A 17,193-nucleotide genomic window follows, 5' to 3' on the forward strand; every position below is an offset into this window, starting at 1 on the left:
TCCGGCTGAACGTCATTCGACCAAGAGTGGCAGAAACGAAACGACCGCGGAAGTCCGCGGCCGTTTCGTGACGCCATTCGCAGGTCGGATCAGGCCAGGCCGGCCTGCTTCATCACCTCGGCGGCGAAGTCGTCCTGCTGCTTCTCGATGCCCTCGCCGACGGCCAGGCGCTGGAAGCCGATGACCTCGGCACCCTCCTTCTTCAGCGCCTCGCCGACGCTGACGTTGGTGTCGAGCACGTAGGCCTGGCCGGTCAGGGTGATCTCCGAGACGATCTTGTTGACCTTGCCGGAGACGATCTTGTCGAGGATGTCGGCGGGCTTGGCCTTGTCCTTGTCGGTCATCTGGCCGAGCGCGATCTCCTTCTCCTTGGCCAGGAACTCGGCCGGGACGTCCTCGGCGCGGGCGTAGGCCGGGTTCATCGCGGCCACGTGCATGGCCAGGCCGCGGGCCAGCTCCTCGCTGCCGCCCTTGATCTCGAGCAGCACGCCGATGCGGCCGCCGTGGACGTAGGCGCCCAGGGTGTTGGCGCTGTCGATGCGGACCAGGCGACGGACCTGCACGTTCTCGCCGACCTTGGCGATCAGCGCCGAGCGCGCCTCCTCGACCGTCGCGCCTTCGAGCGCGACCGCCTTGAGCGCCTCGGCGTCGGCGGCGCCGCTGGCCAGGGCGGCCTCGGCGACGGCGCGCGAGAACTTCACGAAGTTCTCGTCCTTGGCGACGAAGTCGGTCTCGGAGTTGATCTCGACCAGCACCGCCTTGCCGGCGTCCTGGGCGAGGACGACCAGGCCTTCGGCGGCGACGCGGCCGGCCTTCTTGTCGGCCTTGGCCAGGCCGGACTTGCGCAGGTGCTCCATCGCGGCGTCGATGTCACCGTTGTTCTCGGTGAGCGCCTTCTTGCATTCCATCATGCCGGCGCCGGAACGCTCGCGCAGTTCCTTGACCAGGCTGGCAGTGATTTCCATGGATAACCTCGATGCGTGGATATGTGGGCTGCGGCATACCGCACGGGTATTGCCGCCGTGGGACCGGCCTTGCGCCGGTCGCGGATTCGAAGCCGGCGCGGGCACGGTGGTCGCCCACCGTGCCGCGGGGCGCCGCTTACTGCGCGGCGTCGGCCTTGGCGCCGCGCTTGGCGGGGGCGCGGCGGGCGTCGGCGTTGTCCTCGACCTCGACGAACTCGTCGGCGTCGCTGGCGCCGGCGTTCGGCGCGGCGGCCTTGCCTTCCAGCACCGCATCGGCGGCGGCGCGGGCGTACAGCTGCACCGCACGGATGGCATCGTCGTTGCCGGGAATCGCGTAGTCGACCAGGCCCGGGTCGTAGTTGGTGTCGACCACCGCCACGACCGGAATGCCGAGCTTCTTGGCTTCCTGCACGGCGATGTTCTCGTGGCCGATGTCGATCACGAACAGCGCGTCGGGCAGGCGGCCCATGTCCTTGATGCCGCCCAGCGAGCTCTCGAGCTTGTCGCGCTCGCGGCGACGCTGCATGACCTCGTGCTTGACCAGGCGCTCGAAGGTGCCGTCGGTCTCGGCGGCCTCGAGCTCCTTGAGGCGCGCGACCGACTGCTTGACGGTGCGGAAGTTGGTCAGCGTGCCGCCCAGCCAGCGCTGCGAGATGTAGGGCATGCCGGCGCGGGTGGCCTCGTCCTTGATCGCCTCGCGCGCGGAGCGCTTGGTGCCGACGAACAGGATGGTGCCCTTCTTCTGGGCCAGGCCCGAGAGGAAGTTCATCGCGTCGGTGAACAGCGGGACGGTCTGCTCGAGGTTGATGATGTGGATCTTGCCGCGGGCGCCGAAGATGTAGGGCGCCATCTTCGGGTTCCAGTAGCGGGTCTGGTGGCCGAAATGCACGCCGGCTTCCAGCATCTGGCGCATGGTGACTTGAGGCATGGTGCGGTTCTCGCAATGGGGAGCCGGCCGCAGTGAGGGCGCGGGTCGTGGCTCCGGGGTTGGGCCTCCCCGCGACCGCCGTAGCCGAACTCCCTGAGGGAGCACCCCGGTACGGGTGGATGTCGCGGGTGTGGATTCGCCGGTGACGCCCGGCGTGGGCGGATCCGTCCCGGAACGGGCCGGGAACGAAGCCGCGGGATTCTAACGGGTGGCCCGGCTGCCCGCAACTGATGGATAATCGCCGGTTATGGCCATCACCCTGAAATCCGCAAGCGACATCGAGAAGATGCGCGTCGCCGGCCGCCTCGCGGCCGAAGTGCTCGACATGATCGGCGAGCACGTCCGCCCGGGCGTGAGCACCGAGGAGCTGGACCGCATCTGCCACGACCACATCGTCAACGTGCAGAAGGCGGTTCCCGCCAACGTCGGCTACAAGGGCTACACCAAGACCCTCTGTACCTCGGTCAACAACGTCATCTGCCACGGCATCCCGAGCGAGGCCAAGGTCCTGCGCGAGGGCGACATCGTCAACATCGACGTCACCGTGATCAAGGACGGCTGGCACGGCGACACCTCGCGCATGTACTTCGCCGGCGAGCCGTCGGTGATGGCGCGGCGCCTGGTCGAGGTGACCCACGAGGCGATGTGGCGAGGGATCCGCGCGGTACGCCCCGGCGCGACTCTGGGCGACGTCGGCCACGCCATCCAGAGCTACGCCGAGGAGCAGCGCTTCTCGGTGGTGCGCGAGTACTGCGGGCATGGGATCGGGCAGGTCTACCACGACGAGCCGCAGGTACTGCACTACGGCCGTCCCGGCACCGGCGTCGAACTCAAGCCGGGCATGACCTTCACCATCGAGCCGATGATCAACGAGGGCAGCCGCTACACCCGCGTGCTGCCCGACGGCTGGACCGTGGTGACCAAGGACCGCAAGCTCTCGGCGCAGTGGGAGCACATGGTCGCGGTGACCGAGGGCGGCGTCGAGGTGCTGACGCTCGGCGCCGGGGACAGCACCCGCCCGTGAGCGCACCCGCGCCTGCCGATGCGCTGGTGGCGCGGCTGGCGGACGCCGGCGCGGACGACGCGGCATGGCGCGAGGCGGCGCGCGAGGCGCTGGCGGCGGTCGACGCCGACCTGGCGCGGCGCTACCGCGAGGACGAGGACATCGACGTCCTGCTCGGCGACCGTGCCGCCGCGGTCGATGCGGTCGTGCGCTCGGCCTGGCTGCACTGCGTCGGCGACGATGCGCCCCTGCACCTGCTGGCGACCGGAGGCTACGGGCGGGGCGAGCTGTTCCCGCATTCCGACGTCGACCTCCTGGTGCTTGCCGAGCCCATCGCGCAGGCGGCGAACGCGGACGGGCTGGCGCGCTTCTTCACCGCGCTCTGGGACGCCGGCATCGCCCCGGGCCATGCGGTGCGCTCGCTCGACCAGTGCACGGAGGTCGCCGCCGTCGACGTGTCGGTGGCCACCGCGCTGATGGAGACGCGGCTCCTGGCCGGCGACAGCGATGCGCCGGAGTGGCTGGCGCGGGCGATCGCGCCGGATGTGATCTGGCCGGCGCACGCCTACTTCCTGGCCAAGCGCCAGGAGCAGCGCGAGCGCCACGCGCGCTTCAACGACACCGCCTACAACCTGGAGCCGAACGTCAAGGACGGCCCCGGCGGGCTGCGCGACCTGCACACCGTGCTGTGGATCGCGCGACGCATCGCCGCGGTCGGCGAACTCGGCGACCTGGTGCCGCTCGGCCAGCTCGGCGCCGACGAGCTGGCGACCCTGCGCCGCGAGCGGCGCGCGCTGTCGCACCTGCGCTTCGGCCTGCACCTGGTCGCCGGGCGCCGCGAGGAGCGCCTGCTGTTCGACTACCAGAAGCCGCTGGCGGCCTACGTCGGGCTGCGCGACCTGCGCCGCGACAATCTCGCCGTCGAGCAGATGATGCAGGGCTTCTTCCGCTGCGCGGCGACCGTCCTGCGGCTCAACGACCGCCTGCTGCAGCGCTTCGAGGAGCAGCTCGAGGGTGCCGGCGAGCAGAAGGCGCTGGATGCGGAGTTCGCGGTCCGCCGCGGCTATCTCTACGCCCGTGAACCGCAGCGGCTGGCGCGCGATCCGGAGCGGGTGTTCCGCCTGTTCGCGATGTGGGCGGCGCATCCGGAGCTGCGTGGCCTGCATTCGCAGACCGCGCGCGTGCTCGCCGAGGGGCTGCCGGACTTCCCGCCCTACGAGCGCGCGGCACCCGCGGTACGCGAGGCCTTCATGGCGCTGCTGCGCGGCGAGGGTGCGGTGTCGACCCTGGCGCGGATGGCGCGCAGCGGCGTGCTGGCGCGCTACCTGCCGGTGTTCGGCCAGGTCGCCGGGCGCATGCAGTACGACCTGTTCCACGTCTACACCGTCGACCAGCACACACTGGTGGTGCTGCGCAACCTGGAGGGCTTCGAGCGCACCGAGCGCGATCCGCGCTTCGTGCTGGCGCAGGAGATCCGCGCCACGCTTCCCGCGCCCGAGCTGCTGCTGCTGGCGGCGTTGTTCCACGACCTGGCCAAGGGCCGCGGCGGCGACCACTCCGAGCTCGGCGCCGAGGACGTGCGCGCGTTCTGCGCGGCGCACGGCCTGCCGCAGGCCGATGCTGAGCTCGTGTCCTGGCTGGTCCTGCGCCACCTGCTCATGTCGGTGACGGCGCAGAAGCAGGACATTTCCGACCCCGGGGTGGTCGCCCGCTTCGCCACCGAGGTGGCCGACCGCGAGCGCCTGGACTATCTCTACCTCCTGACCGTGGCCGACATCGCCGGCACCAGCCCGAAGCTCTGGAACGCGTGGAAGGACCGCCTGCTGGCCGACCTCTACACCGCCACCCGCCTGGCGCTGCGGCGCGGCCTGGAGAACCCGCTGCGGGCCGAGGAGCGCATTGCGCAGACGCGGCAGGCCGCGCGCGAGCGCCTGGTCGCCGAGGGCGTCGAGGCGGCACGTATCGATGCGCTGTGGCAGGAGTTCCCGCAGGAGATGTTCCTGCGCTGGCGCGCCGACGAGATCGCCTGGCAGACCCGCGGCATCCTCGAGGCGCCGCGCGACCGGCCGCTGGTGCTGGCGCGGCCGCACGTGGCGGGCAAGGGCGCGCGGCCCGGCGCGCTCGAGGTCTTCGTGCACACCTCCGACCGCGACAGCCTGTTCGCGGCGCTGGTGGCGACGCTGGATCGCATGGGCCTCAACATCGTGCAGGCGCGGGTGCTGACCTCGCGCGACGGCATGAGCCTCGACGGGCTGCGCGTGCTGGTTCCGGAAGGTCGCGAGATCGCCTGCGAGGAGGTGGAGCGCGCGCTCGCCGCGGTGCTGCTGCGGCCGCTCGAGGAAGCGCGGCCGACCCGGCGCAGCACCCCGCGCCAGCTCAGGCACTTCCGGGTGCCGGCGCGGATCGAGTTCAGCCCCTCGCGCACGCCCGGACGTACGCTCATGAGCCTGGTCTGCACCGACCGGCCGGGTCTGCTCGCCGACGTCACCCAGGTCCTGCGCCGCCATCGGCTGCGCGTGCACGACGCCCGCATCGCCACCTTCGGCGAGCGCGTGGAGGACCTGTTCCAGATCACCGACGAGGGCGACCGGCCCTTCGAGGATCCCGACCTGCAGCAGGCGCTGCGCGAGGCGCTGTTCGCCAGCGTCGGCGGCGACGCCTGATCGCATCATCCGCGGCCGCGGCCGCGGATCCCCATCCCAGGAGAATGCCCGCAATGCCCCGCAAGACCCCCAGCCGCGTCGCCACCGCCCGCGACGGTACCGAGGAACTGAAGGTGATCATCGAGGGCGCCTTCGAGCGTCGCGGCGCGCTGACCTCGGCCGAGATCGAAGGCTCGACCCGCCCTGCCGTCGAGCGGGCGCTGGAGGGCCTGGAGTCCGGCGAGTTCCGCGTCGCCGAGCCGCGTGCGGACGGCGGCTGGCAGGTCAACGAGTGGCTGAAGAAGGCGGTGCTGCTCTACTTCCGCCTGCAGGAGAACCAGCTGGTCGAGGCCGAACCGTCGAGTTTCTGGGACAAGGTGCCGCTGCGCTTCGCCGGCGCCGACGAGACGACCTTCCGCGATGTCGCCGCGCGCGTGGTGCCCGGTGCGCTGGTGCGCCGCGGCGCGCACATCGGCCGCGACGTCGTGCTGATGCCGTCCTACGTCAACATCGGCGCCTTCGTCGGCGAGGGCACGATGGTCGACACCTGGGCCACGGTGGGCTCCTGCGCGCAGATCGGCCGGCACTGCCACATTTCCGGCGGCGCCGGCATCGGCGGCGTGCTCGAGCCGCTGCAGGCGGCACCGACGATCATCGAGGACGGCTGCTTCATAGGCGCGCGCTCCGAGGTGGTGGAGGGCGTGATCGTCGAGGCCGGCAGCGTCATCGGCATGGGCGTGTTCCTGGGCCAGTCCACCCGCATCTACGACCGCGCGACCGGCGAGATCGGCTATGGCCGCGTGCCCGCGGGCAGCGTGGTGGTCGCCGGTTCGCTGCCGGCGGCGGATGCCAGCCACTCGCTGTACTGCGCGGTCATCGTCAAGAAGGTCGATGCGCGGACCCGCGCCAAGACCTCGGTCAACGAGCTCCTGCGCGCCTGACCGGGAGACCCGTCGCCATGACCACCCTTTACGGCCTCGACAACTGCGACACCTGCCGCAAGGCCCGCAACTGGCTGAAGCGCTTCGGGATCGAGCACCGCTTCGTCGACTACCGCGCGGACCGGCCCGCCCCGGACCTGCTCAAGACCTGGGCCTCGCAGCTCGGCGGCTGGGACAAGCTCGTCAACCGCGGCAGTCCGACCTGGCGCAACCTGCCCGAGGCGCGCAAGACACCGGCCAGCGACCCGGAGTGGACGCTGCTGATCAAGGAGCACCCGACCCTGGTCCGGCGCCCGGTCACGGTGACCGACGACGGCGCGGTGAGCGTGGGTTTCAGCGACAACGCCTACAAGAAGCGCTTCGGCCGCTGAACGGGGCGACGGTCGCGAAGGCGGGGTGAGCGGCGCGGCGACGCTTCCACCACGCGCGGGGTGGTTTGGTGTCGGCCACATCCCTTGAACGGAGGTCGAGATGAAACTTGCTTCTTCCGCAGCCGCTTTCGCCGCGTTCGCCCTGGTCGCCGGCGCGTCGTTCGCCAATGAGCAGGACGGCAACGAGATGGACCACAAGCGCCCGTCCAGCATCCAGGCCACGCGCATCCAGTTCAACGAGATGGACGACGACCGCAGCGACACGCTCTCCCGCGAGGAGATCGGCTCGGACCTGGTGCTGGGACGCGACTTCATGACCTACGACACCGACGCCAATGGCGAGATCTCGCCGGCCGAGTTCAACCACTACCTGGAAATGCAGGAAGACAAGGAGCAGCGTCAGAACGCGCACGACGGCCACATGTGACGCTCCGCCTGCATCGTCCCGCTGCCGCGTCCCGCAAGGGGCGCGGCATTTTCATGTGCGGACGTCGCGCGCACTCGCGCTAGGATGCGCGCCGCTCCCGCAGGATCCGTGCATGTCCGCCGTCTTCGAACTCGCCCACGCCCTGATCGCGCGCCGGTCCGTCACGCCCGACGACGCCGGCTGCCAGGCCCTGATCGCGCAGCGCCTGCGCGCCTGCGGGTTCCGCATCGAGACCCTGCACCGCGGCGACGTGTGCAATCTGTGGGCGACGCATGGCGAGGAGGGGCCGGTGCTGGCCTTCCTCGGCCATACCGACGTGGTCCCTGCGGGCCCCGTGGAGGCGTGGTGCAGCGATCCCTTCGAGCCCAGCGCGCGCGAAGGGCGGCTCTACGGCCGTGGCGCGGCGGACATGAAGGGCAGCGTGGCCGCGTTCGTGGTCGCGCTGGAGGCGTTCGTCGCCGCGCACCCGCGGCACCCGGGCACGCTCGCGCTGCTGCTCACCTCGGACGAGGAGGGTGCCGCGATCGACGGGGTGCGCCACGTGGCGCGGGTCTTCGCCGGGCGCGGGCAGCGGATCGACTGGTGCCTGGTCGGCGAGCCGTCCTCGCGCGAGGCGCTGGGCGACGTGGTGCGTGTCGGCCGCCGCGGCTCCCTGACCGCCACGATGACGGTGCACGGCGTGCAGGGCCACGTCGCCTATCCCGATCTCGCCGACAATCCGATCCATCGCGCGCTGCCGGTCCTGGCCGAGCTCGTCGGGCGCGACTGGGATCCGGATCCGTTCCCCGACTTCCCGCCGACCGGCTTCCAGATCGCCAATGTCGAGGCCGGCACCGGCGCGAGCAACGTGATCCCCGGCACTGCGCGGATCCAGTTCAACCTGCGCTACTCCCCGCGCTGGAGCGCCGATGCGCTGGTCGCCGAGATCGAGGGCATCGTCGCGCGGCACGGCCTGCGTGCGGACATCGAATGGCACCGCTCGGGCGAGCCGTTCCACACCGCCGAGGGTGCGCTGCGGTGCGCGGTGCGCGAGGCGCTGGCGGAGGAGGGCGTGGTGCCCGACGAGAACACCGGCGGCGGCACCTCCGACGGGCGCTTCATCGCACCGCTGGGCGCGGACGTGGTGGAGCTGGGGCCGGTCAACGCGAGCATCCATCAGGTCGACGAGCACATCGCGCTCGCCGACCTGACCCGGCTGCCGGCGATCTACCGCCGCATCGCCGAGGCGCTTCTCCTGCGCTAGCCGGTCGCGCGCGAAACGCGCGACCGCGGGGTCAGGCGGTGGCGACCTCGATCTCGTGCTCGCGGGCGGCGCGGGCGGCGTAGCTGCCCTTGAGGTCGCCCAGCATGCCCAGCACCTCGCGGTGCACGCCGGCGAGGCCGGGGTGGGGGCTGTTGAGGGTTTCGTAGTAGGCGACGGCGATCCACTGCGCGACGCCCTTGACCTTGAGCTGCAGCGCGCCCGACTGGGTGCGCGCCACGGCCTGCTCGGCGACGTCGGACCAGGGCTGCAGCGGAGGCACCCCGTCCGCGCCGTGCAGGTGCGGGCACTGCAGGCGGCCGGCCTTGTCCATTTCGGCGGTGGCGTGTTCGGCGGCGGCGAGGCGCGCCTCGCGCGGCAGTGCCTCCACGACGCGACGGATCTCGCGCGCCTGCCGTGAGAGCGCACGTGCGCGCAGGGTCATCAGGACCTTGAAAACCAGGCTCATGTTCTACCTCGCCATTCGACGTTGGAATGCCGGGTAGATCGCCCCCTACGATCCACACCACCCCCGGACGCCTCGCGCGTGTGACGCAGCGGGTCAGCCGGGCGCGCGCATTGTGTGCCCAGCGGCAGGTGCTGACAAGATTCGTCGCTGCCGGACGTCGGGCTGCGTGGGTTTCAGCCCCCTGGCCGCAGCTGCGGCAGCGGATCGAGCTGCAGGCGGTGCCTTGCCGCGCCGGGCAGGAACGGCGACGCCCGGCCCTGCGCCCAGTCCGCGTGCCCGGCGCCCCAGAATGGCGACAGCGGATGGCCGCTCTGGCCGCCGGGCATGTGGAAGAAGCCATCCTCCTCGTGCCCCGGCGCGACCACCATCCGTTCGGATGCGCCGAAGTCCGGACCCTGCACCCGCGGCATGTTGACGTCGCCCGGCAGCGGCTCGCGCGGCATGCACAGGCGCTCGCCCAGCAACGCCGGCAGCGCCGCCGCGAGGGGGTGGCAGATGGCGGTGGTGTCGCGCTCGCCCCAGCTGCCCGCCGCTCCGGTGTCGGCGGGGCGCACGGCGGCCCGCGCGTCGGCGAGCAGCGCATCCCAGCTGGCGAAGGCCGGCGGCAGGAGGTGGGGCGGGCGCTGTTCGACCAGGGCCCAGAGCGTGGTCTCGAACTGCGGCAGGCCCGGCGCCTCGAACTCGGCACCGAGGCGCGCGCGCACCGGCCCCAGCAGGCCGTCGCGGACGCGCTGCAGCACCTCGCCGCGGAAGGCGCGTACCAGCCGGTAGTCGATCGCGTCGATCGCGGCGCGGCCGCTCCAGGCACGGGTGGCCCGGTCGAGGCCGGCATCGGCGGGATCGTCCTCGCGTTCGATGACCTGGCGCAGCAGGCGGTGCCAGCGCGCCAGGAACAGCGCGCGGTCGTCGAGCTGGATGGCGAGGAGATCGGCCTCGGTGAAGCGTTCGCGCGCGTGCAGGGCGTCGCGGATCTGGCGCTGCCGGGCGCCGAGATCGTAGCCGCCGTCGCCGATCGCCGCCAGCGCATCGCCGTCGGCCACGCGCGCGTTCGCCGTCCACAGCCGGTCCCGGCCCAGCAGTGCCGGATGTCCGCCCCTGGGCGGAGGGAAATCGGCGTTCCGGGTCGGATCGATCGGCGCGAGGTCGGGCAGGGCCCGGCCGTCCAGCGTGCGCGGCAGCGCCGGACCGGCGATGGTCCAGGCGATCGCACCGCCGGTGTCGCCTGCCACCAGGTTCTGGGCCGGGACGCCCAATCGCGGCGCGAGCGCGACGAGGTCCTCGACGCTGCCGGCACGGGCGACGTCGAGCAGGCCCAGCGCCAGCGCCCCCGGTTCGTGCGCCTGCCAGTGCAGGGCGAGGCGGCGGCCGTCCCCGCTGCGCTCGAGCACCGGCCCGAAGCGGCTTTCCTCGACCCGCAGCAGGTCGGCGTCGGCGCCGGCCACCTCGATCTCCTCCTCGAACGTCGCCACCGCCGCCCCGTCGGGCAGCGCGATCCAGTCGGCCCAGTCGCCGTAGCTGTTGGTGAAGCCCCAGGCGACGTGGCGGTTGCTGCCGACGATCACTCCCGGCACGCCCGGCAGGCTGACGCCGGTGACGTCGACCTCGCCCTGCGGCGCGCGCGGGTCGCGGTAGCGCAGGCGCACGCGGAACCAGATGTTGGGCGCGCGCAGTCCCAGGTGCATGTCGTCGGCGACGATGGCGCGGCCGTCGGCGGTGAGCGCCCCGGACACGGCGAAGTTGTTGCTGCCGATCGTGCGCGCGTCGGCGTCCGCGGCGGCGCGCGCCACGGCGGTGGGCGCCACGTGGTCGAGCGTGCGCAGGTCGAGCTGGGCGACGTCCGGCAGGCGCGCCGGCGCGCGCGCAGCGCCCATCAGCGGCGCGTCCCACTCCCCGCCCTCCGGTGCGAGCAGGCGGTAGAGCGGCGGCGGCACGACCTCGCGCATGCGCCACAGCGCCAGTTCGCGCGCGTTGTCCTCGTCCTGCAGGTCGAAGAACATCGCATAGCCGACCATGGCGGTGTCCTCCTGCGACCACGGAACCGGTGCCGTGCGGAGCAGCAGGTAGGGCCACGGGCGCACGCGCAGGTCCTCGAGCCCCGCGTTGACGCCGTCGCGGTAGGCCGCCAGCGCGGCGCGGTGGTCGCCGGCGAAGGCGTCGAAATGTTCGCGCACCCGCGCGCGCAGACGGTGCACGCGCACCCTGCGGTCGTGCGCCAGCGCGCGCGGACCGAACAGCGCGGCCAGTTCGCCGGCGGCGGCCCGGCGCGCGAGATCCATCCCGAAATAGCGCTCCTGCGCGTGGACGAAACCGAGCGCACGCATCGCGTCGGCCTCGCTCGCGGCGACGATGGTCACCGTGCCCTGCGCGTCGCGCTCGACCTGCACCGGGCCGGCGAGGCCGGGCAGGGTGGCAGCGCCGTCGAGCACGGGCAGGCTGCCGCGCAGCAGCCACCATCCAGCCGCCAGCAGCAGCACGGCCAGCACCAGCACCGCCAGCATCGGGCGGAGGATCCATCTGCGCATCGTCGTCCCCGGTCGCGGCGCGCGGCGACGCCGCCGCGCGCGTCCGCTCCGGATCATACCGTCGCCGCAGGGCGGCGACGGCTACCGCTACCGCCCTCAGCCGGCGGCGATCGCATCGACGCGCTGGAAGCCGCGCGGCAGCAGGTGCCCGCGCTGCGCGCGGCTGCCGAGGTAGCTCTGCAGGTCCTTCCAGGTCAGGGTCAGCTTGCGCTGGCCGCAGAACAGGGTCAGCTCGCCGCCCTGGCGTACGCTGGCGATCGCCAGCACGCGCTCGTCCCCCGACTTCAGCCGCGCCGGCGGGATCTGGATCAGCTTGTTGCCCTTGCCGCGGTCGAGCTCGGGCAGTTCACCGAGCGGGAAGGCGAGCAGGTGCCCCGCGGAGGTGATCGCCACGGTCAGGTCGTCCGCGCCGTTGACCGTCACCGGCGGCAGCGCCTCGGCGCCGTCGGGCACGCTCAGCAGCGCCTTGCCCGCCTTGTTGCGCCCGAAGAAGTTCTCAAGCCGGGTCACGAAGCCGTAGCCATGGCTCGAGGCCACGATCTGGCGCGATTCGCCCTCGCCGAAGGCCACGCCGATGAAGGCGGTGCCGGCGGGCGGCGCGAACCGCCCGGTCAGCGGTTCGCCGTTGCCGCGCGCCGAGGGCAGGGTGTGGGCGAGGGCGGAGTAGGCGCGGCCGCCGGCATCCAGGAACGCGACCTGCTGGTTGCTGCGCCCGCGCGCGAAGGCGCGCAGGGTGTCGCCCTCCCGGTAGCCGAGCGAGGCCGGGTCGATCTCGTGGCCCTTGGCCGCGCGCGCCCAGCCCTTCTCCGACAGCACCACGGTCACCGGCTCGCTCGGAGTCAGGTCGGTCTCGGCCAGGGCCTGGGCGGCGCCGCGTTCGACCAGCGGCGACCGCCGCTCGTCGCCGAACTTCCTGGCGTCGGCGAGCAGCTCCTTCTTGACCAGGTTGCGGAGCTTCGTCTTCGAGCCCAGCGTCGCGATCAGGTTCTCGCGCTCCCTGGCGAGCTCGGCCTCCTCGCCGCGGATCTTCATCTCCTCCAGGCGCGCGAGCTGGCGCAGGCGGGTCTCGAGGATGTAGTCGGCCTGCACCTCGTCGAGCCCGAAGCGCGCCATCAGCACCGGCTTCGGCTCGTCCTCGCTGCGGATGATGCGGATCACCTCGTCGAGGTTGAGGAAGGCGACCAGCAGGCCGGCGAGGAGGTGCAGGCGACGCTCGACCCGCTCGAGCCGGTGGCGCAGGCGGCGGGTCACCGTCTCGATGCGGAACGCCAGCCACTCCGACAGCATGGCCTTCAGGTCGCGCACGCGTGGACGGCCGTCGATGCCGATCACGTTGAGGTTGACGCGGAAGCTCTTCTCCAGGTCGGTGGTGGCGAACAGGTGCCCCATCAGGACCTCGGCGTCGACCCGGTTGGATCGCGGCACCAGCACCAGGCGCACCGGGTTCTGGTGGTCGGACTCGTCGCGGAGGTCCTCCAGCCAGGGCAGCTTCTTGGCCCGCATCTGCTGCGCGATCTGCTCCATCACCTTGGACGGCGAGACCTGGTGCGGCAGCGCGGTGATGACCAGGTTGCCGTTCTCGCGGGTGTAGACCGCGCGCGCGCGGACCGAGCCGTTGCCGGTCTCGTACATCCTGAGCAGGTCGGCGCGCGGAGTGATGATCTCGGCCGATGTCGGGTAGTCCGGGCCGAGCACGTGCTCGCACAGGTCGCGCACGCTGGCGCCGGGTTCGTCGAGCAGACGGATGCAGGCGGTCACCACCTCGTTGAGCTGGTGCGGCGGCACGTCGGTGGCCATGCCCACGGCGATGCCGGTGGTGCCGTTGAGGAGCAGGTGCGGCAGGCGTGCCGGCAGCCAGGTCGGTTCCTCCAGCGTGCCGTCGAAGTTCGGCGACCAGTCCACCGTGCCCTGGCCGAGTTCGCCAAGCAGCACCTCGGCGATCGGGGTCAGCTTGGCCTCGGTGTAGCGCATGGCCGCGAACGACTTGGGATCGTCCGAGGAGCCGAAGTTGCCCTGGCCTTCGATCAACGGGTAGCGGAAGGAGAAGGGCTGCGCCATCAGCACCAGCGCCTCGTAGCAGGCCGAGTCGCCGTGCGGGTGGTACTTGCCGATCACGTCGCCGACGGTGCGCGCGGCCTTCTTCGGCTTGGCGGCGGCGTTGAGGCCGAGCTCGCTCATCGCGTAGACGATGCGCCGCTGCACCGGCTTGAGCCCATCGCCCAGGAACGGCAGGGCACGGTCGAGCACCACGTACATCGAGTAGTCGAGGTAGGCGCGCTCGGCGTACTCGCGCAGCGGGATCTGCTCGAAACCGTGGAAGGTGGGGCGGACGAGATCGGTCATCGGGGACTCCAGGACGCAGCCGCGCATTATCGGGCAGGGGCGGGCGGGCTCAAGCACCGTCGCGCGGCGTTGCGACGCTGCGACGCAGCATCTGTCTGCCGCGGATATATTTGCCTTGACAATTATATCTGCGGCAGCAGAATGGGCGGCCATGACCAGTCCCCGCCAGCACAGCCTGTCCAACTTCGGCCTGCTCCTGCGCCAGGTGAAGGACGGCCTCGGACGCCGGCTCGAGCACGAGCTCACCGCCGGCGGCTACGACCTCAACCTGAGCCAGTACGTGGTGATGAAGCACCTGGCCCAGCGCGGCGAGATGACCGCGATCGAGCTGGCCCGCCACCTCAACCACAACCCCGGCGCCATGACCCGCCTGCTGGACCGCCTGCAGGCCCGCGGCTGGGTCGAGCGCCGTCCGCACGGCGTCGACCGGCGCGCGCTGCTGGTCTCCCTGACCGGGGACGGCCGCGCGATGTGGGAGATCGTCCAGGTCTGCGGGCGCCGCGCGATCGACGCCGCGCTCGGGGGTCTGACGGCCGAGGAGAACGACGCGCTGCAGCGGACGCTGGAACGCATTCGCGACAACCTTTCGGGCACCCCATGAACACCTTCCGATCTTCCCTCCGGCGCATGCGTCCGCGCCGCGTCCTGCCGTTGGCCGCGCTGGCGGCGTGCGTGCTGTCGGGCTGCGTCAGCATGGGCGGGCTCGCTCCCGGCGGTCGCGTGCACGATGCCGACGCGCTCGCGACCGCGGCCTCGTTCGCCGCGGTGCGCGTGTCGCCGGGCGCCTGGCCGCGCCGCGACTGGTGGACCGACCTCGAGGCGCCGGCGCTCGACGGCCTGATCGTCGAGGCGCTGCAGGGCAACCCGGACCTCGACCTCGCCGCCGCCCGCGTGCGCCAGGCGCAGGCACGCGCGGCTGCGGCCGACGCCGCGCGGCTGCCGACCCTCGGCGCTAATGCCGGCCTGGCCACCGTGCACCTGCCGGAATCGCTCGTCCCCGCGCCCATCGGCGGCAGCACCGAGACCAGCGCCATGGTCCGGCTCGACGCCAACTGGGAGGCCGATCTCTGGGGCGGCCAGCGTGCCGCGTACGCGGCGGCGGTCGGCAGCGCCCGTGCCGCGGAGATCGACGCCAATGCCGCGCGGCTGACGCTGTCGGTGCAGGTCGCCAGCGCCTATGCGGAGCTGGCGCAGGCCGGCACCGACCGCCGCATCGCCACCGCTGAACTCGAACGCGCGCAGCACACCCTGTCGCTGGTCGACCAGCGCGTGCAGGCCGGCATCGACAGCCGCCTGCAGCTGCGCCGCGCGGAGGCGGCGGTGCCGGCCGCGCGCCAGGAGATCGAGGCCGCCAACCAGCGCATCGACGCCGCCCGCAACGCGCTGGCCGCGCTGCTCGGCGCGGGTCCCGACCGCGGCCAGGCGATCGCGCTGCCGGAGCCGCTGTCGCCGCTCGATCTCGCGCTGCCGTCGACGCTGCCGAGCGACCTGCTCGCGCGCCGCCCCGACCTCGTCGCCGCGCGCTGGCGCGTGGAGGCGGCCGACCGCGGCGTCGAGGCCGCCCGCACCGAGTTCTATCCGAGCTTCAACGTGATGGCGATCGTCGGCAGCGTCGCCGGCAGCGCCGGCGACCTGTTCACCGCGGCCTCGGGCCTGGGCCTGGCGACGCCCGGCTTCAGCCTGCCGCTGTTCGACGGCGGCCGGCTGCGGGCCAACCTCGACGCCGCCGACGCCGACTACGACCTTGCCGTGGCCGACTACAACAGCCGCGTGGTCGCGGCGCTGCGCGAGGTCGCCGACCGCGTCAGCGCAATCCGTTCGCTCGACGTCCAGGCCGTGCAGCAGGCCGACGCGGTCGCCGCCGCGCGATCGGCCTACGACCTTGCCCAGCAGCGCTATGGGGGCGGCGTCGGCAACCTGCTCGACGCCCTCGACGCGCAGGCCGTGCTGTTCCAGACCGAACGCCGCGCCGCCGCCATCGATGCCCAGCGCATCGAGGCCTCGATCGGGCTGGTACAGGCGCTCGGCGGCGGCTTCGATCCGGCCGACGCCGGCGACCTCGCCACCCTCGCATCCTCCACCTCGTCGCCACAGCCTGCCGCGGATGCGGCGGCGCAGACGGACTGACCGCCATGACCACCGAAGCCAACACCTCCAATCCGACCTCCCCCAAGCCCGGCGGCCGCCGCCGCCTGTTCCTGCGCCTGCTCGGCCTGGTGCTGGTCGTCGCGGCGATCGCGGCGGCCGCCTGGTACCTGCTGGTCGCGCGCTGGCACGAGGAGACCGACGACGCCTACGTGCAGGGCAACGTCGTGCAGATCACGCCGATGGTCGGCGGTACCGTCGTCGGCATCGATGCAGAGGACGGCATGCTCGTGCACGCCGGGCAGCGTCTGGTGCAGCTCGATCCCGCCGACACCGAGATCGCGCTGGAACAGGCCGAGGCGAATCTCGCCCGGACCGTGCGCCAGGTGCGCGGCCTGTACCGAAACGTCGGCGGCGCCCAGGCCGACGTCGACACCCGCCGCGTCACCCTGTCCCGCGCCCGTGCCGACTACGAGCGGCGCAGGGCGCTGGTCGAGACCGGTGCGATCTCGGCCGAGGAGCTGGCCCACGCCCGCGACGCGCTGGCCGCCGCCGAGGCCGCGCTTTCGGCCTCCAGCGAGCAGCTCGAGGTCAGCCAGGCGCTGGTCGAGGATACTGAGGTCCGCAGCCATCCGGACGTGATGGCCGCCGCCGCACAGGTACGGCAGGCCTGGCTCGCCCACGAGCGCTCGGAGATCCTCGCGCCGGTCACCGGCTACGTCGCACAGCGTGCGGTCCAGCTCGGCCAGCGCGTGCAGCCGGGCGCCACGCTGATGGCGGTGGTGCCGCTGGACGAGGTCTGGGTCGACGCCAACTTCAAGGAGACCCAGCTGGAGAAGATGCGCCTCGGCCAGCCGGTGACCCTGCACGCGGACCTGTACGGCGACGACGTCGCCTACCGCGGCACCGTCGAGAGCCTCGGCCTCGGCACCGGCAGCGCCTTCAGCCTGCTGCCGGCGCAGAACGCGTCGGGCAACTGGATCAAGATCGTGCAGCGCATCCCGGTGCGCATCGCGCTGGATCCGGAGACGCTGGAGGCCCACCCGCTGCGCATCGGCCTGTCGATGAACGTCGAGGTCGACCTGCACGGCGAGGGCCGGGGCGTGCTGCCGACCCAGCCGGCGAGCGAGCCGGTGCTGACCACCGACATCTATGCGCGGCAGCGCCACGAGGCCGATGCCCGCGCGCAGTCGATCATCGACCAGAACCTGCCGTCCGGGGACGGCGAGTCGGTCGCCGCCGCCACGCGCTGAGCCG

The 17,193-nt window shown here is 72.3% G+C and carries 14 protein-coding genes; 9 read left to right on the plus strand and 5 right to left on the minus strand.

The window, feature by feature from the left end:
- Positions 1 to 89 precede the first annotated feature (89 nt).
- Together tsf and rpsB are read right to left on the minus strand one after the other, a co-directional pair.
- Entirely contained in the window at positions 90 to 965 is an 876-nt protein-coding gene (gene tsf / locus KB893_RS04275) for a translation elongation factor Ts (protein ID WP_213173464.1), read from the minus strand.
- Between the two features lie 136 nt (positions 966 to 1,101).
- A complete protein-coding gene (rpsB, locus tag KB893_RS04280) occupies positions 1,102 to 1,893 on the minus strand; it encodes a 30S ribosomal protein S2 (RefSeq protein ID WP_211926531.1) in 792 nt (263 codons plus the stop codon).
- Between the two features lie 247 nt (positions 1,894 to 2,140).
- Here rpsB and map point away from each other — a divergent pair, with 247 nt between their 5' ends.
- From map to dapE, 6 genes are all read left to right on the plus strand, one after another.
- Entirely contained in the window at positions 2,141 to 2,917 is a 777-nt protein-coding gene (gene map / locus KB893_RS04285) for a type I methionyl aminopeptidase (RefSeq protein ID WP_211926532.1), read from the plus strand.
- Positions 2,914 to 5,559 (plus strand): [protein-PII] uridylyltransferase, encoded by a 2,646-nt coding sequence (gene glnD / locus KB893_RS04290; protein ID WP_211926533.1) that lies wholly within the window; start codon positions 2,914 to 2,916, stop codon positions 5,557 to 5,559. Before map ends, glnD begins: the two co-directional genes overlap by 4 nt.
- 44 nt (positions 5,560 to 5,603) lie before the next feature.
- Positions 5,604 to 6,479 carry a 2,3,4,5-tetrahydropyridine-2,6-dicarboxylate N-succinyltransferase gene (gene dapD / locus KB893_RS04295; RefSeq protein ID WP_246505291.1) on the plus strand — a complete coding sequence of 292 codons (876 nt, stop codon included), beginning with the start codon at positions 5,604 to 5,606 and terminating at the stop codon, positions 6,477 to 6,479.
- Between the two features lie 17 nt (positions 6,480 to 6,496).
- A complete protein-coding gene (locus KB893_RS04300; RefSeq protein WP_211926534.1) occupies positions 6,497 to 6,850 on the plus strand; it encodes a Spx/MgsR family RNA polymerase-binding regulatory protein in 354 nt (117 codons plus the stop codon).
- 100 nt (positions 6,851 to 6,950) lie between these two features.
- A complete protein-coding gene (locus tag KB893_RS04305) occupies positions 6,951 to 7,277 on the plus strand; it encodes a hypothetical protein (RefSeq protein ID WP_211926535.1) in 327 nt (108 codons plus the stop codon).
- Positions 7,278 to 7,389: 112 nt separating this feature from the next.
- On the plus strand, positions 7,390 to 8,520 hold the full coding sequence (dapE, locus tag KB893_RS04310) for a succinyl-diaminopimelate desuccinylase (protein ID WP_211926536.1): 1,131 nt from the start codon (positions 7,390 to 7,392) through the stop codon (positions 8,518 to 8,520).
- Positions 8,521 to 8,551: 31 nt separating this feature from the next.
- Here dapE and KB893_RS04315 read toward each other — a convergent pair whose 3' ends face one another.
- The 3 genes from KB893_RS04315 to parC form a co-directional block, all read right to left on the minus strand.
- A complete protein-coding gene (locus tag KB893_RS04315) occupies positions 8,552 to 8,986 on the minus strand; it encodes a hypothetical protein (RefSeq protein ID WP_211926537.1) in 435 nt (144 codons plus the stop codon).
- A 173-nt stretch (positions 8,987 to 9,159) separates the two neighbouring features.
- A complete protein-coding gene (locus KB893_RS04320; RefSeq protein ID WP_211926538.1) occupies positions 9,160 to 11,508 on the minus strand; it encodes a penicillin acylase family protein in 2,349 nt (782 codons plus the stop codon).
- Positions 11,509 to 11,604: 96 nt separating this feature from the next.
- Positions 11,605 to 13,851, minus strand: coding sequence for a DNA topoisomerase IV subunit A (parC, locus tag KB893_RS04325; RefSeq protein ID WP_211926539.1), 2,247 nt, complete (start codon positions 13,849 to 13,851; stop codon positions 11,605 to 11,607).
- 151 nt (positions 13,852 to 14,002) lie between these two features.
- On the opposite strand from parC, the gene KB893_RS04330 reads away from it, so the two are divergent.
- The 3 genes from KB893_RS04330 to KB893_RS04340 are packed head-to-tail and all read left to right on the plus strand — an operon-like array spanning position 14,003 to position 17,189.
- Entirely contained in the window at positions 14,003 to 14,452 is a 450-nt protein-coding gene (locus KB893_RS04330) for a MarR family winged helix-turn-helix transcriptional regulator (protein ID WP_211926540.1), read from the plus strand.
- A 26-nt stretch (positions 14,453 to 14,478) separates the two neighbouring features.
- Positions 14,479 to 15,978 (plus strand): efflux transporter outer membrane subunit, encoded by a 1,500-nt coding sequence (locus KB893_RS04335; RefSeq protein WP_246505293.1) that lies wholly within the window; start codon positions 14,479 to 14,481, stop codon positions 15,976 to 15,978.
- Between the two features lie 5 nt (positions 15,979 to 15,983).
- Positions 15,984 to 17,189, plus strand: coding sequence for an HlyD/EmrA/EmrK family protein (locus KB893_RS04340; protein WP_211926541.1), 1,206 nt, complete (start codon positions 15,984 to 15,986; stop codon positions 17,187 to 17,189).
- Positions 17,190 to 17,193 lie beyond the last annotated feature (4 nt).

It is taken from the genome of Coralloluteibacterium stylophorae, from assembly GCF_018122625.2.
Taxonomy (GTDB): Bacteria; Pseudomonadota; Gammaproteobacteria; order Xanthomonadales; family Xanthomonadaceae; genus Coralloluteibacterium; species Coralloluteibacterium stylophorae.